The 14,082-nt window shown below is 64.3% G+C and carries 14 protein-coding genes; 7 read left to right on the top strand and 7 right to left on the bottom strand.

The features are described 5' to 3' along the window. Positions 1-15 precede the first annotated feature (15 nt). Positions 16-1,689, bottom strand: coding sequence for a 2-isopropylmalate synthase (leuA, locus tag HY058_13060; GenBank protein MBI3498229.1), 1,674 nt, complete (start codon positions 1,687-1,689; stop codon positions 16-18). Positions 1,690-2,104: 415 nt separating this feature from the next. On the opposite strand from leuA, the gene HY058_13055 reads away from it, so the two are divergent. Beyond that, positions 2,105-2,404: a nucleoside triphosphate pyrophosphohydrolase family protein gene (locus HY058_13055; protein ID MBI3498228.1), complete on the top strand. Its 300-nt coding sequence runs from the start codon at positions 2,105-2,107 to the stop codon at positions 2,402-2,404. Between the two features lie 4 nt (positions 2,405-2,408). On the opposite strand, the gene HY058_13050 is transcribed toward HY058_13055, so the two are convergent. Together HY058_13050 and HY058_13045 are read right to left on the bottom strand one after the other, a co-directional pair. Further along, the gene (locus HY058_13050; protein ID MBI3498227.1) at positions 2,409-2,924 is read right to left on the bottom strand and encodes a GNAT family N-acetyltransferase; all 516 of its coding nucleotides are present in this window, start codon (positions 2,922-2,924) and stop codon (positions 2,409-2,411) included. A gap of 176 nt (positions 2,925-3,100) precedes the next feature. Continuing rightward, positions 3,101-3,619, bottom strand: a complete 519-nt coding sequence (locus HY058_13045; GenBank protein ID MBI3498226.1) for a carboxymuconolactone decarboxylase family protein — start codon at positions 3,617-3,619, stop codon at positions 3,101-3,103. Positions 3,620-3,751: 132 nt separating this feature from the next. Between HY058_13045 and HY058_13040 the strand changes: the two genes are divergently transcribed. Then, entirely contained in the window at positions 3,752-6,724 is a 2,973-nt protein-coding gene (locus HY058_13040; GenBank protein MBI3498225.1) for a hypothetical protein, read from the top strand. 104 nt (positions 6,725-6,828) lie between these two features. On the opposite strand, the gene HY058_13035 is transcribed toward HY058_13040, so the two are convergent. Beyond that, entirely contained in the window at positions 6,829-8,412 is a 1,584-nt protein-coding gene (locus HY058_13035; protein MBI3498224.1) for an NAD(P)/FAD-dependent oxidoreductase, read from the bottom strand. A gap of 336 nt (positions 8,413-8,748) precedes the next feature. Between HY058_13035 and HY058_13030 the strand changes: the two genes are divergently transcribed. Continuing rightward, on the top strand, positions 8,749-9,624 hold the full coding sequence (locus HY058_13030) for a helix-turn-helix transcriptional regulator (GenBank protein MBI3498223.1): 876 nt from the start codon (positions 8,749-8,751) through the stop codon (positions 9,622-9,624). A 298-nt stretch (positions 9,625-9,922) separates the two neighbouring features. On the opposite strand, the gene HY058_13025 is transcribed toward HY058_13030, so the two are convergent. The 3 genes from HY058_13025 to HY058_13015 all read right to left on the bottom strand — a co-directional run bounded on the left by HY058_13025 (position 9,923) and on the right by HY058_13015 (position 12,212). Beyond that, positions 9,923-10,924 (bottom strand): DMT family transporter, encoded by a 1,002-nt coding sequence (locus HY058_13025; protein MBI3498222.1) that lies wholly within the window; start codon positions 10,922-10,924, stop codon positions 9,923-9,925. Between the two features lie 312 nt (positions 10,925-11,236). Further along, on the bottom strand, positions 11,237-11,752 hold the full coding sequence (locus HY058_13020; GenBank protein ID MBI3498221.1) for a GNAT family N-acetyltransferase: 516 nt from the start codon (positions 11,750-11,752) through the stop codon (positions 11,237-11,239). 22 nt (positions 11,753-11,774) lie between these two features. After that, the gene (locus HY058_13015) at positions 11,775-12,212 is read right to left on the bottom strand and encodes a GFA family protein (protein ID MBI3498220.1); all 438 of its coding nucleotides are present in this window, start codon (positions 12,210-12,212) and stop codon (positions 11,775-11,777) included. Between HY058_13015 and HY058_13010 the strand changes: the two genes are divergently transcribed. The 4 genes from HY058_13010 to HY058_12995 all read left to right on the top strand — a co-directional run bounded on the left by HY058_13010 (position 12,211) and on the right by HY058_12995 (position 14,082). Further along, positions 12,211-12,423 (top strand): hypothetical protein, encoded by a 213-nt coding sequence (locus HY058_13010; GenBank protein MBI3498219.1) that lies wholly within the window; start codon positions 12,211-12,213, stop codon positions 12,421-12,423. The genes HY058_13015 and HY058_13010 overlap by 2 nt on opposite strands. A 54-nt stretch (positions 12,424-12,477) precedes the next feature. Further along, complete coding sequence (locus HY058_13005) at positions 12,478-12,981, top strand: hypothetical protein (protein ID MBI3498218.1); 504 nt, start codon at positions 12,478-12,480, stop codon at positions 12,979-12,981. Beyond that, complete coding sequence (locus tag HY058_13000; GenBank protein ID MBI3498217.1) at positions 12,978-13,718, top strand: hypothetical protein; 741 nt, start codon at positions 12,978-12,980, stop codon at positions 13,716-13,718. Before HY058_13005 ends, HY058_13000 begins: the two co-directional genes overlap by 4 nt. 130 nt (positions 13,719-13,848) lie before the next feature. Further along, positions 13,849-14,082: an AbrB/MazE/SpoVT family DNA-binding domain-containing protein gene (locus tag HY058_12995; GenBank protein ID MBI3498216.1), complete on the top strand. Its 234-nt coding sequence runs from the start codon at positions 13,849-13,851 to the stop codon at positions 14,080-14,082.

Below are 14,082 nucleotides of genomic sequence, written 5' to 3'. Positions count from 1 at the left end.
GGGGAACGACCTGGCTTAGACGGAGACCGCCTGTTCACGCCCGACCGCGCTCGCCACTGCCTGCAAGGACGCCGTCACGATATTGGCGTCCATGCCGACGCCAAAGAGCGTGCGGCTTCCCACGGTCATTTCGACGAAGGCGACCGCAGTCGCATCGGCGCCGCCGGTGACCGCGTGCTCGCGGTAGTCGACCAGTGCCAGCGCCTGCCCGCTTGCCTGGCGCAAGGCCTCGACGAAGGCGGCGATCGGCCCGTTGCCGCTGCCGGCGACTTTGCGCTCGGCCCCGGCAAGGCGGATGCGGGCTTCGATGCGGACCTGGCCCGGGCGCTCCGGCGACGGCCAAGTCTCATGGCCGAGATAGACGGTGCGTCCCGGCTTGAGATACTCCCGCTCGAACTCCGTCCAGATCGCCGCTGAGGCGATCTCCTTCTCGGTGCTGTCGGCCAAGCGCTGGATCAGGTGCGCGAATTCGATCTGCAGGCGACGGGGCAGATCGATGCCGTAATCGGCGAGCAGCACATAAGCGACACCGCCCTTGCCCGATTGGCTGTTGACCCGGATCACCGCCTCGTAGCTGCGGCCCACATCCTTGGGATCGATGGGGAGATAGGGCACCTCCCAAAGCCCGCTATTGCTTCCCTCCATGGCGGCGAAACCCTTCTTGATCGCATCTTGATGGGAGCCGGAGAAAGCGGTGAACACCAGCTCGCCGGCATAGGGGTGGCGGGGGTGCAGCGGCAGCCGGTTGCAATGCTGGGCGGTCTCCACTGCCTTCTGGATGTCGGAGAAGTCGAGGCCGGGGTCGACGCCCTGGGTCACCAGGTTCAAGGCCAAGGTCACCAGATCGACATTGCCGGTGCGCTCGCCATTGCCGAAAAGCGTCCCTTCGATGCGCTCGGCCCCGGCCATCACCGCGAGCTCGGCGGCGGCGACCGCGGTACCCCGGTCGTTGTGGGGATGCACGCTGAGCACGACCCTCTCGCGGCCGGCGACGGTGCGGTGGAACCATTCGATCTGATCGGCGAACACATTGGGCGTGGCCATCTCCACGGTGGCCGGCAGGTTGACGATCATTTTGGCCGCTGGCGTCGGCTGCCAGATCGCCGCCACCCTCTCGACGATCTCCTTGGCGAAGTCGAGCTCGGTGCCGGTGAAGCTTTCGGGCGAGTATTGCAGCACGATGTCGGTCTCCGGCACGGCATCGGCGAGCCTGCGGATGAGCGTGGCGCCATTGACCGCGATGGCGACGATGCCCGGACGGTCGAGGCCGAAGACCACGCGCCGCTGCAGGGTCGAGGTCGAGTTGTAGAGATGCACGATCGCGCGCCTCGCCCCTTTGATCGCCTCGAAGGTGCGGCGGATGAGCTCTGGGCGCGCCTGGGTCAGCACCTGGATGGTGACGTCGGCGGGAACCAGGTTCTCCTCGATGAGCGCGCGCACGAAGGCGAAATCCGTCTCCGAGGCGGACGGAAAGCCGACCTCGATCTCTTTGAAACCGGTATCGAGGAGGAGCTGGAACATCCGGCGCTTGCGCTCCGGCCCCATCGGCTCGACCAGAGCCTGGTTGCCGTCGCGGAGATCGACGCTGCACCAGATCGGCGCCGCCTCGATGCTGCGCGACGGCCAGCTTCGATCCGGCAGATTGATGGGCGGGAAGGCGCGGTATTTGTGGACGGGCATGGCGGTCATTGGGCTGCTCCTCGGCGTTGGGACATGACGTCAAATCCGGCCGCTGAACGGCAGAAGGCGATCAGCGGCCGCGACTAAGTCGTGTCCGGAGTCGGCCCAGGACGATGCTGGACGGAGCCCAAACGGCGATGGGTAGACGGGATGGGTGGACGATCACGGGGGGAGAGGCTTTCGATCAGGGCGCGCGAGACGACGGCTCCGCCCTTTTCAGGCGGCGTCAGCTAAGTCGAAGCGCCGTAAGTCGGAAAGCCATGGCCGAAGATTTAGGGTAAAGCGCCGGGGGCGTCAACCGGCCCGTGCATCGGCTTATGGGGCAGCTTGAAAGATACCGGGTTGGATCAAGGCGTGATCGTATGGCTAAGGTGTGGTTGCTGGAAGATGGTGTTCGCGTGGTCGGTGACCGGGAGGCGGCACGATGACTATTGATGAATACGCCGAATGGGCGGCTCGGGTCGCTCAGGTTTCCGCCTCACCCAGCAATGAAAAGCTTTCATATCTCGGCCTTGGCTTAGCGGGAGAGTCCGGCGAGGTGGCGGAACGAATAAAGAAGCTGTTGCGTGATGGGACATTGGACAAGGATGGGCTGGCTGGGGAGCTTGGTGACGTTGCCTATTATTGGGCGTGCCTCTGCATCGCTTCAGGTCGGCGGCCGTCGGAACTGCTCGCCGAGAGTCAGCGTAAAATTGCCGGCAGAATCTCTGCCACCTCAAACTGACCCGCTAGCGTGGGCCGGGGCGCCAGACATAGAGACATCGGTTCATGGCGGGCAGGAAGCGCACTTGCTTGAATCCGTTCTTCTCCAAGACCCGTCGGGAGGCGGTATTGTCGGGAAGGGCGAAGGCTTTGACCTCGCCAAGACCGAGCTGTTCGCTTGCAAGCGTGAGACAGAATTTCGTTAGCTCGCTGGCATAGCCCTTGCCCCATGCCGCGGGAGCAAAGCGATAGCTCACCTCGATGCCCCATCCTGGCTCGAACGGGTCGTCATAGAGTCCGCCGAAGCCGACGATCCTGCCGTCGCTCTTGTCCAGAACCACCCAGGGCCCGTATCCCAATTTCCGCCGCTGGCAGGCATGGGCGGCGAGATAGCGCCGGCATTCCCGGAGATCCCGAAGCCGTTGGGTCAAACGCATGGAATCGGCATCGCCCATGAAGGCGAAGAGAGCCGCGGCGTCCGCCAGGCGCGGCCAGCGCAGCCGCAGCCGCTCGCTCTCGAATTCGGCAGCATGAAGTGCCATGGCGCATTCGATACTAGAGCGCGCGTTGTGCGGTTGGAATCACCCCCACCCCATCCCTCCCCCCTTGCCTGGGGAGGGTCGGGGAGGGGGTGCGCCGTACCCCCTCCCAAAGTCCACCCCCCGGAGGGTTAGGGAGGGGGGTGTCGTCGGTCTAAACGGAATTTGGCCTAAACGCATCAATCCTTCAGCGGCGGCGGGACATTGCCGGCGATCGCTACTTCGAAGACATTGAGGACCATGGAGATGAGCGAATAGTAGCCGAGGAGCCCGACAAGCTCGACCACTCCCGCCTCGCCGAAGCGTTCGACGGCTTGGCGGTAGAGCCCATCCTCGACGGCGTGGCGCTCATGCACGGCAAGCGCGAAATCGTGCACCAGCCGCTCGTCGTCGTCGGTAAAGTTCGGGCGCTGGCGCGCCGCCACGGCCTCGATCACCGGTTCAGACAGGCCGGCCTTGAGGGCCAGCGCCCGATGGGCAAACCACTCGTACTGCGCGGTCCAGCTCCGGGCGGTCACCAGGATCGCCAGCTCGCGCAGCCGCTCCGGGATCGAAATGCGGTAGCGGACTTCCTCGCCGAAGCGATGCACATGGGTCGCCATTTCGGGGCTGCGGATCAGACTCTGGAACGGCAAGGTCAACCGCCCACGCGGACCGGCGGCGATCTCCTCGGCGAGGCGACGCTGCCCCTCGGTCATTGCCGCCTCGCTCAAGGGCGCCAGTCTCGTCATGGTTATCCTCGCTGCTTCAGAGGTGCCGCTCGGCCTTCATAGCGCCGTCACCATCTCCTGATCTAATCTTCAAGACACGGCAACCGGAGTCGGAAGATCATGGTCGCACCGCGCAGCCTCGCCATCGCCTTATGCCTGATGGCCGCCTCCTGCGCGTCCCCCGAGCCGGACCGCCGCACCTCCGCCCTTGCCTTCGACGGCTTCATTACCGGCGAGCTGCTGCCGACGGGCCAGCGCATCACGCCGACCGCGGCGGCAGGCGCCGTCTTCCGCAGCCTCAATCCGAACCTGGCCGAGCTGCCGGACTACACCGCCGGCCAAGCGGTCGAGCTCCAGGTCAGCCCCGACGGCTCGACCATGCTGGTGCTCACCAGCGGCTACAATGTCATCTACGGTCCGGACGCCAAGCCGCGGCGCGCGCTGTCGAACGAATATGTCTTCGTCTACGACATCGCCGGCAAGGAGCCGGTGAAGCGCCAGGTGCTGCCGGTGCCCAACAGCTATAGCGGCCTCGCCTGGCGTCCCGACGGAGCCGGTTTCTTCGTCTCCGGCGGCGTCGACGACGTCGTTCACGTCTTCAAGCGCGACGGCGCCGGCTTCCGCGCCGACGGCCCGCCGATCCCGCTCGGGCACAAGTCGGGCAACGGCATCGCAGTGCAGCCGATGGTGGCGGGGCTGGCCGTCGATCCGGCGGGCCGACGCCTCATCGTCGCCAATTTCCAGAACGACTCGGTGAGCCTCATCGACCTCATCGGCGGCCGGGTGGTGGCCGAGCGGGATCTGCGTCCTGGCAAGATCGACCCGGCCAAGGCGGGCGAGCCCGGCGGCACCTATCCCGTCGCCGTCGCCTGGGCCTCCGATCGGCTTGCCTATGTCTCCAGCCAGCGCGACCGCGAGCTCTTGCTGCTGGCGGTCGGCCTCGACGGCATCGAGGTCGTCAAGCGCATCAAGCTCGCAGGCCAGCCGACCAAGATGATCCTCAGCAAGGATCGCAGGCGCCTCTTCGTCGCCGCCGACAACAGCGACACGGTGGTGGCAATCGACGCCAATGACGGCGACATCCTGGCGGAGATACCCACGGCAGCGCCGCCTTCGGTCTTCGCCAATCCGGGCGGGCTCAAGGGCGCCAGCCCGAATAGCTTGGCGCTCTCGCCGGACGAGCGCACGCTCTTCGCCACCAATGGCGGGCTCAATGCCGTTGCCGTCATCCAGCTCGGCCGCGATGTGGTGGCGGGCGATGGCGACGACGGCGCCCCGGTTGGCGCCAATGGGGGTGCCGCCGATGATGACGACGACAAGCGTCTACCGGCGAAGAGCCGGGTCATCGGCCTCATTCCCACGGGATGGTATCCGAACGCGGTGGCGCTCGTCCGCGGCGGAAGCAACCTCTATGTGGTCAACGGCAAGTCGAATGCCGGCCCCAATCCTCAGGGTTGTCGCGACGTGCTCTCGACCGCTCCGGACGCCCTCAATCCTTGCCGCTCGCAAAACGAATATGTCTGGCAGCTGTCGAAGGCCGGGCTTCTGTCGCTGCCCCTGCCGAAGCCGGCCGAGCTCGCGCGCCTCACCCTGCAGGTCGCGGCCAACGACAATTACCTGCCGGTGGCTCAGCGCCGGCGGAACGACGAGATGATGAGCTTTCTGCGCCAACGCATTCGTCACGTCGTCTACATCGTCAAGGAGAACCGCACCTACGACCAGGTGCTGGGCGATCTCGAGATCGGCAATGGCGACCCGTCGCTGACCCTCTTCCCCGAGCCGATCACGCCCAACCACCACGCGCTGGCGCGGCGCTTCGTCACCCTCGACAACTTCCTCGACTCGGGCGAGACCAGCAACACCGGCTGGCTGTGGACGACGGCGGCGCGCACCACCGACTACACCGAGAAGGCAGGACCGGTAAACTATGCCGGTCGCGGCCTGCAATACGACCAGGAAGGCGACAACCGGAACATCAATGTCGGACTGGCGACGCCTTCGGCGAGGCAAAACGCCAACCCGGCGACGCCGGCCGATCCCGACCTTGTCGCCGGAACGGCGGATGTCGCCGCACCCGATCCCGCAAGCGAAAGCGGCGGCGCCGCCGGCACCGGCTATCTCTGGGATGCGGCGCTGCGCGCCGGCTTGAGCCTGCGCAACTACGGCTTCTACGGCGATCTCAGCCGCTATTTCGCCAAGGACGCGACCGTGATCCCGCCGATCCGCGAGCCGTTCACGGAGTCGAAGCAAGTCTTCTTCGCCACCAAGGCCTCGCTCATCCCGCACACCGACATCCACTACCGCGGCTATGATCTGGCCTATCCCGACTTCTACCGGGTCCGGGAATGGCAAAGGGAGTTCGCCCTACAGGTCGCCAAGAAGGCGATGCCGAGGCTGACCTTGCTCAGGCTCGCCAACGACCATTTCGGCCAATTCGGTACGGCCATCGATGGCGTGAATACGGTCGAGACCCAGATGGCCGACAATGACTACGCCGTCGGCCGTGTGGTCGAAACCATCGCCGCCAGCCCGTTTGCCGCCGATACCCTCATCTTCATCGTCGAGGACGATGCCCAGAACGGCGCCGACCATGTCGACGCCCATCGCAGCATCGCCTTCATCGTCGGTCCCTATGTGAAGCAGGGTGCGCTCGTCTCCAGGTCCTACAACACCGTCAACATGCTGCGCACCATGGAGGATGTCTTAGGGCTGCCGCCCTTGGGCTTGAACGACGGCTTGGCCGAGCCGATGACCGAGGTGTTCGACCCCAAGCTCGAGCGCTGGACCTATGCGGCTTTGCTGCCGCGGATTCTGCGCACCACGAAGCTGCCGCTGGGACCCGCCACCCAGGCCGAGCTGGCGGAGACCGGCGGCACCTGCTTCGCCACGCCGCGGCGCAGTGCCGCCTGGTGGGAGGAGGCGATGGCGGGCCAGGATTTCCGCGAGGAGGATCGCCTGGACACGGCAAGGTTCAATGCCGCGCTCTGGCGCGGTCTCAAGTCCGGCCCCGAGCCCGGCCGCTCGAATGCCGATCTTAGCGTCGGCCGCGATCTCCTCCTCGCCGCGTGGCGCCGGCAAGAGGGTTGCGAGTAGCGAGCCGCGCAATCGACCCTCACCCCGTCCCTCCCCTGCCCTCCCAGGGCGGGAGAGGGAGGGACCCGCGCAAAGCGCGGGAGGGTGAGGGTCTTAATCCAGCCTCAGCGCTTCAGATCGATGAGGATCTCGCGCGCGGCGTTGTAGCCGGGGATGCCGGAGACGCCGCCGCCGGGATGGGTGGAGGAGCCGCACTGGTAGAGCCCGGCGATCGGGCTGCGATAATCGGCGTAGTGCGGCACCGGCCGCTGGAAGAAGAGCTGATCGGCCGACAGCTCGCCGTGGAAGATATGGCCCTGCGGCAGCGCCAACAGCTCTTCCAGATCGGGCGGCAGCAGCACCTGCATGTCGATGATGCCGCTGGAGAAGCCAGGCGCGAAGCCGTCGATCACGCCCATGACCTTGTCGACGAAGCGGCCGCGCTCATTGCCCCAATCGCCGCCCGACAGGCTGTAAGGCGCGTGCCCGCCGAAGAGATTGACCACATGCTTGCCCGGCGGGGCGAGCGAGTCATCGACGATGGTCGGCACCACCGGGGTGACGAAGGGCCGCTCCGAGTACCAACCGTACTTGGCATCGTCATAGGCCTTCTCGAGATAGTCGATGCTGGGCCCGAGATGCACATAAGTGGGATAGTCGAAGCCGGCCTTGGCCCGATCGAAGGCCCGGTAGTTGGGCGGGCGCTCGCAGGCGACATTGATCTTGAAGGCGGTGGAGAAGGTGCGGAAGCTTTCGATCTCCGCCACGAACTCGGCCGGCAGCAGGCTTCGGTCGACCAGCTTCAGGAACAACAGCTTGCAATGGGCATTGGAGGCGACGATTCCGGCTTCGATCTCTTCGCCCGATGCGAGCACGACGCCGGTGGCGCGGCCCTCTCGGACACGGACTTGGGCCACCGGCGCCTCGGTGCGGACTTCGAGCCCGAAGCGCCGGCCGGAGTCGGCGATGGCATTGGAGATCGCCCCCATGCCGCCCTTGACGAAGCCCCAGCCCCCCGCCCCTTCATGCTCGCCCATGAGGTGGTGCATCAGCACATAGGCCGTACCCGGCGATTTCGGACCGGCGAAGGTGCCGATCGAGGCGTAGTAGGCCAGCACCGCCTTGGTCACGTCGCTCTCGAACCAGCGCGAGAGATAGTCGTAGACGCTCTGGGTCATGAGATCGACGATGCGATAGAGCTTTCCGTGCACGTCGCGGTAGCGCCACAGCAGCTGCGCCAGGTCGCGGAACGTCTTCCAGTCGCGGCGGGTCGGATCGATCGGCGTCTCATAGAGCAGGCGCCGAACGATGCGGGTCGATTCGAGCAAATAAGCGTTGAAGGCAGGATAGATCTCGGCGTCGTGGCGCGAGAAGCGGGCGAACTCGGCTTGCGTCTTCTTGACGTCGTCGTGGAAGAAGATGTGGCCGCCATCCTCCAAGGGACAAAAGAGATCATTCGCCGGCAGCACGGAGAGGCCGAAGCGGGGCAATTCCAGCTCGCGGATGATGCGCGGGCTGAGCAAGCTCATGACATAGGAGGCGACCGACCAGCGAAAGCCCGACACCACCTCTTCGGTGACCGCGGCCCCGCCGATCAGATGGCGGCGCTCGAGGACCAGCGTCCTCAGCCCGGCCTTGGCGAGATAAGCCCCGCAGGTGAGGCCGTTATGGCCGGCACCGATGATGACCGCGTCGTATCTCTCAGCCATGCGCCCCCGCGCCAGCGTCTTTCTGACGCAGTCTAATCGGACTCGCCGGCGTATTGCACCGCGCTCTCGGGAATGGGTCGGGTCCGGTACGTCGATTCAGCGACGTTCAGCGAGCAACGGGCAGCCATACCTGACATGACGTGTCAGGATAGGGTCCTTATCCTCGGGCGGATGCCGAGTCCCCACACCGCCCTTCCCCGCGACCCGCCGTTCCGAGGCTTCTTGCTCGGCTTTCTCGTCGCAGCCGTCGGCGACGAGCTGACCACGGTCGCCGGAGTCTCGTCCTCGACCCTACGGCAAGCGATTCCGCGGATTTGAGCGGAGCGGCAGGGCATTATGCGTCATCCGATACAGGCAGTGGTCACGCGCCATTCCTCGCAGCCGAAGCGCTTCGGCACGCGCCTCAGGTGGTGGCGCGCGCGGCGTGGACTGTCGCAGCTCGATCTCGCCGGCATTGCCGGCATATCCCAACGCCATCTGAGCTTTCTCGAGTCCGATCGCACGATCCCCAGCCAAGAGATGGTGCTGCGGCTCGCGGCCGCGCTCGATCTGCCGCTCCGTCAGCAGAATGCCCTGCTGCTCGCAGCCGGGTTCGCGCCTTACTGGCATGAGAGCCCGCTCGCGGCCCTCGAGCTTGCTCAAATCAATCGCGCGCTCGATTTCATGTTGGCGCAGCAGGAGCCGTTTCCCGTCTTCGTGGTCGATCGCCGCTGGAACCTGATATGCGCGAACAAGGGTGCGGCGCGGCTGACCCGGTTTCTCACCGGCGCTCAGCCGACCGAGGCGGCGGCGGAGGCTGTCAATCTCGCCGACGCGCTGGTCTCTCCGGACGGCTTGCGTCCGTTTATCGTCAACTGGGAGGAGGTTGCGCTGCAGTTCCTGCGCAGCGTTCAGGCCGACGCCATCGTCGACGGGACCAAGGAAACGGCAGAGCTGCTGCAGCGCCTCAGCATCTATCCGGCGGTTCCCTCGCTCGCTGAGGTGCCGTGGCTGGAAGAGCCGGCCGGCCCGGTCCTCAACATCCATTTCCGGAAAGGCGAGACCTCGCTCAGACTGTTCACGACCATTACCACGCTCGGCACTCCGCAGGATGTGACGCTTCAGGAGATCCGCATCGAATGTTTCTTTCCAGCGGACAGGGAAACGGAGCAATTCTTTCGCGATAACGGCGGGTCCCAGAGAAGGGTGGTATCGGGACCCGGCGCGTCGTGAGATGGCTCCGCACCATCGACTTTGCTCGGGCGATGATGCTTCGCTCAATCATCAATGGCGCTTTGATCTGAGGGTCTTTGTGAGTACTCCGATGCGATGGCATAACCCCCTCACCCTACCCTCTCCCCCACTGGGGGAGAGGGTTGCGAAGGGTTGGCGTGGCGCTAGCCACGCCTTACCCGGTCGGGACGGTTGGGGAAGGATCCGGCGCGGACGTCCCCGACGGGTGAGGGGGATTCTACCTCAACGGAACGCCCTCTAGCGCGAAGATCCAGTCCGACCTGCAGCGCGTCGATCTTTAAGTTCCATGGTCGTCATCTCGCCGAGTGCGGTATCCGGGGCGCCATCCATACCAATACTCGGCGTGATGACCGGTCCAATACTCGGCGTCCCTACCGGCAAAACCGTCGCCGGCGGTGCCTAGACGGCGGCCTCCGTCGGTCGATGCAATCCAGATGCCGGTCAGAACCGCGGCCATGCCGATGATGAGATTAAGGCCGATCGGCTCGCCCAGAATGAAGGCGGCGAGCGCCGAGGCGGTGACCGGGTTGAGGGTGAGCGTGCTCGCCACCCGGGTCGGCGTCGTGCGTTCGAGAGCGGAGACCCAAAGAAAGAACGACAGCGAGCTGGCGATCGCACCCAGATAGAGGAGCGCCAGCCATTGGGGCATGCCGTATTCGCCGAGGGCGGCAAAACCGCCATCGATCCAGGCGATGGCGGCGAGACACGAGGCGCCGGCGCCCATCGTCGCGGTGACAAACGCCAGCGCGTCCGACCGCTTGATGAAGGGCCGCGACCAGACATTGTAGAGCGCCATGCAAAGCGCGGCGGCGAGCATGATGAGATCGCCGCGCCAGGCACCCGAAGGGGCCGCGGCGAGACCGGTCACCAGCGCGAGCGAGGTTCCGGCGATCGCCACGAAGACGCCGAGCGATTTGCGGAGAGTGAGCCGCTCGACGCCGAGCAGGGCGCCGGCGAGCATGGTCAGCAGCGGCAGGGTCGACATCGCTAAGGCGCCGCGCCCGGCCGTGGTGAAGCTGAGCGCCCAATTGAACAAGGCGAAGCACAACCCGAAGAACAGGATTCCGAGTCCGAGGACGCCGGCCCAGTCGCGGCCTCTGGGCCAGGGGCTGCGCAGCCAGAGCGCAACGGGGAGGAGCAGGACGAAGCCCGATCCGAAGCGAAGCGCGGCAAGCATCACCGGATCGGTCGATCGGATCATGAACCGGATCAAGGCGGTTGCCCCGCCGCCGAGGGCGCTCGACAGCATCGCCATCAGAATGCCGATCCGCTCTCCCATACCCGCCCTCTCGCATTCGGGAGAGGTGGTTTGCCTCGGCCCCTGGGGGTTCGCAATTACGCGGCGGGTAATAATCGGCAGGCGCATCCGGCGACTTCGGAACGCGTCTGCTTTCAAGCGCCAGGCATCGGGTCACGCTTGTCCCGAAGCGCTCAATGAGGACGTCCTATGGCTCCAAAAAGTTTTTGAGTTGTCCTAATCGGATCGCGGATCCCTACAGCGGCTCTCGCATCCCAGAATCCGCGCCGGAAGCGACCTCCTCCGCGCCGCGTGGCGCCGAGAGCGGGGATCCGGTGTCGGGATCGCTCCTACTCACACCGAGGCGACCCGAAACCGCAGAACCGGCCCGTTCCATGCCGTGGATCGAACGTCGGTTTCTTCCGGATCGCGGATTTGCGGATGCTGCAAGATCGTGCGCCGCCAAAAGGCGAGAGCGCCCACATTCCGACGCGCCACGGCGATCTCCCACAAGCCGGGGTAGCGGCTGAAGAGCGCGCCCACCGCAGCCTTCCCCAACCCGGCCCGGCGGTGCTTTCGTGCCACGAAGAACTCGGCCATGTTGCGATCGACGGGATCGCCGAGATGGGAGGTTCTGTTCAGGAGCGCGAAGCCGGCGAGGCGCCCCTCCACCCTGAGAAGCAGCGGAATGTGATCCTTGTCCTGCCAATAGGGATCGAGGACATAGGGCGAAAAGCGGCCATCCTCGTCGAGCTCGCCCTTCGGCGTTCCCGACCACTGCTCGGAGAAGTCGTGGGTGTAGAGCTGAATGAGATTCTCCAAGGCGCCCCTCTCTTCCGCCGAGGCGACTCTCAGATCGACATCCGCCATGATCGCCCCTCGGGTGGAGAGCTTAATCCGCCTCATCGGCGTGTTGCTCGGCGCCCTTGGGAATGTTCACGCCCTCGAGCTTGCGCTTGGTCCAGTAGTGCGCCGCTTCGCGCAGATCCACGGGCTCGTCCAGCGAGCCGGCCTTGACGCTGATGATCGGGCTCGGCTCCTTCTCGCCAACCCTCTCATGCCAAAGCCGCGAGCCGCAATCCGGGCAGAAGGCGCACGCGAGCGTGCGGCCGCTGTCGGTCGCCCTGGTCCAGGTCTTGAAGGTGCCGCGGGTCACCCGGAACCCGGCGCGCGGAACGAAGAGCGAGATGCCGAAGGCGGAGGATGACTGCTTGCGGCATTCCAGGCAATGGCAGACGCAGAGCTCGGTCGGCGACGCCGTGATCGCGTAGCGAACCCGGCCACATTGGCAGCCGCCGGCGAGCGGCTTTTCCGGGCTGGCTTGGAGCATGGTGATGTCTCCTCCGCGTGTTCCGATCATGGATCGGCTTCGCCTTGGCGATCTTCTTCAGCTTCGCCTCAAGCACCCGCTCGTCGTCATCGCACTCCAGCTCGCATGCTTTCTTGATGAAGCGGCGGGACCGTTCGGCGTCGGTAATCGGGCTCTTGCTGGCGGGCATGCGCGTTTCTCCAACGCGCCGATCGTGTACTACGCCAGATGAGTATTCCCCGCCGTGGTTGCATGATCGAGGTGATCGGGCCACCCTGCGGCGCGCATGACCAAGTCCATTGCCGAGCTGATTGATGATCTCCTCGCCGCGCGCAAGGAGTTGGTCGGCATTCCAGGATGGCGAGAAGGCCCCCACCCCGATGAACATCGATTGGTGATGCCATTGCATATCGATGGCGTGAGCACTGGGGCAGAATTTCTAGTAACTGCGTATCCGTTAGTCGGTCACGGAAAGTTTAGAATTATGATCTGTGCGCCGAAATGCGTATGGAAAATAGATCATACAACCGATGAACTGCACGTTAATTCCTTCGATCGTCCATCAGATATTTTGGAACATTCGTTCATGCAGCCGCATTACCATTCCTGGGCTGACAATCGACGATTTAGTACTAGGTCGGTATTGCCAGAGCAGCTAAAGAATGCTAGGATAATGCCAGAGGGGGTGCGCTCATTTGACAGCTCCCTCCGTTGGTTTTGCGGAGATACAAATATTGAGCAACCGGCGAAGGGCTTAATTGTTCTTCCGCCAAGGACGAGGCTCTTGTGATCACACCGCGGGCCATCATCGAAATGCTATCTCGCACCGTCGAGGCGATCCAGCTCGACGATGGCGTGCGCGTGTCTACGCACGTCCTATATCCGTCGAACGGCGCGGTCTCTGTTGTGGTCCGCGGCGGTGAAGACGAGTTCATTGTGTCGGATGAAGGTGGCGCAATTGCAGAAATGATCGGTTCTGGGCTAAAGGCCGAGGTATCGGACAGCACAATCCGCACAAGGATCAAGTATTATGGCTTAGGCGTAAGCGCCGGATCGATCGTTTCCCCGGCAATCCCAATCGATGCAATTCCCGCGGCGATCATGCTGGTTGCGAATGCATCGAAGGAAGTTGCGGATTGGGCGCTAAAGAACCTTCGTTTTCGTACGCCTCGTAACTTCCGAGAGGACTTGGCCGCTCTTCTCGGCAGGTATTTTCACGACAACCTTAAGAGGGACGCGCCGATCATCGGAGCCAGCGCGAAGTTGCACAAATTCGTTCACGTAGTCTATCTGAGCGGCGACCGGAAATTGCTGATTGATCCTGTGGTCAGTGAAGCGTCTTCAGTGAATGCTCGATTGGTGGCGAACCTCGATGTGAAGTTGGCGCATAATCCATTGCTTGATCAGTTGATCATCTATGACGATAGCCTTTCGTGGCAGTCGTCAGATTTGAAGCTGCTGGAAATGGGCGCGCGCACGGTCGCATTCTCGCGAGCAGAGCCCGAGATCGCTAAGCGCGCCGTGTAGGCACGCTATTCATTCTTCGAGTTTATGCGCCAGATCGCTCTAGACGGATCTGGCCGGATTTTGCTCGGTGCCATCCCATACGTCTTGCGACTGTTTGATTGCTCTTGCCTGTCAGAGTAGGAGAACCGGCATGCGAATCACCTCGAAAGGCCAAGTGACGATCCCCGCTCATATCCGCGAGCGTGCTGGACTACGGCCGCATACCGAGGTGGACTTCATCCTTGATGGCCGGTCGGTGCGGATCGTCCGCGCCAGGACGCAAAAACACGAGAGCCGCGGTGAGAATGTGGTACGCCGCCTCTGGGGAAGCGCGACCGTGCGCATGTCGACCGATGAGATCATGGCGCTTACGCGGGGTAAATGA

It is taken from the genome of Pseudomonadota bacterium, assembly GCA_016195085.1.
Lineage (GTDB): Bacteria > Pseudomonadota > Alphaproteobacteria > SHVZ01 > SHVZ01 > JACQAG01.
This window is presented reverse-complemented; position numbering and strand designations above follow the sequence as displayed.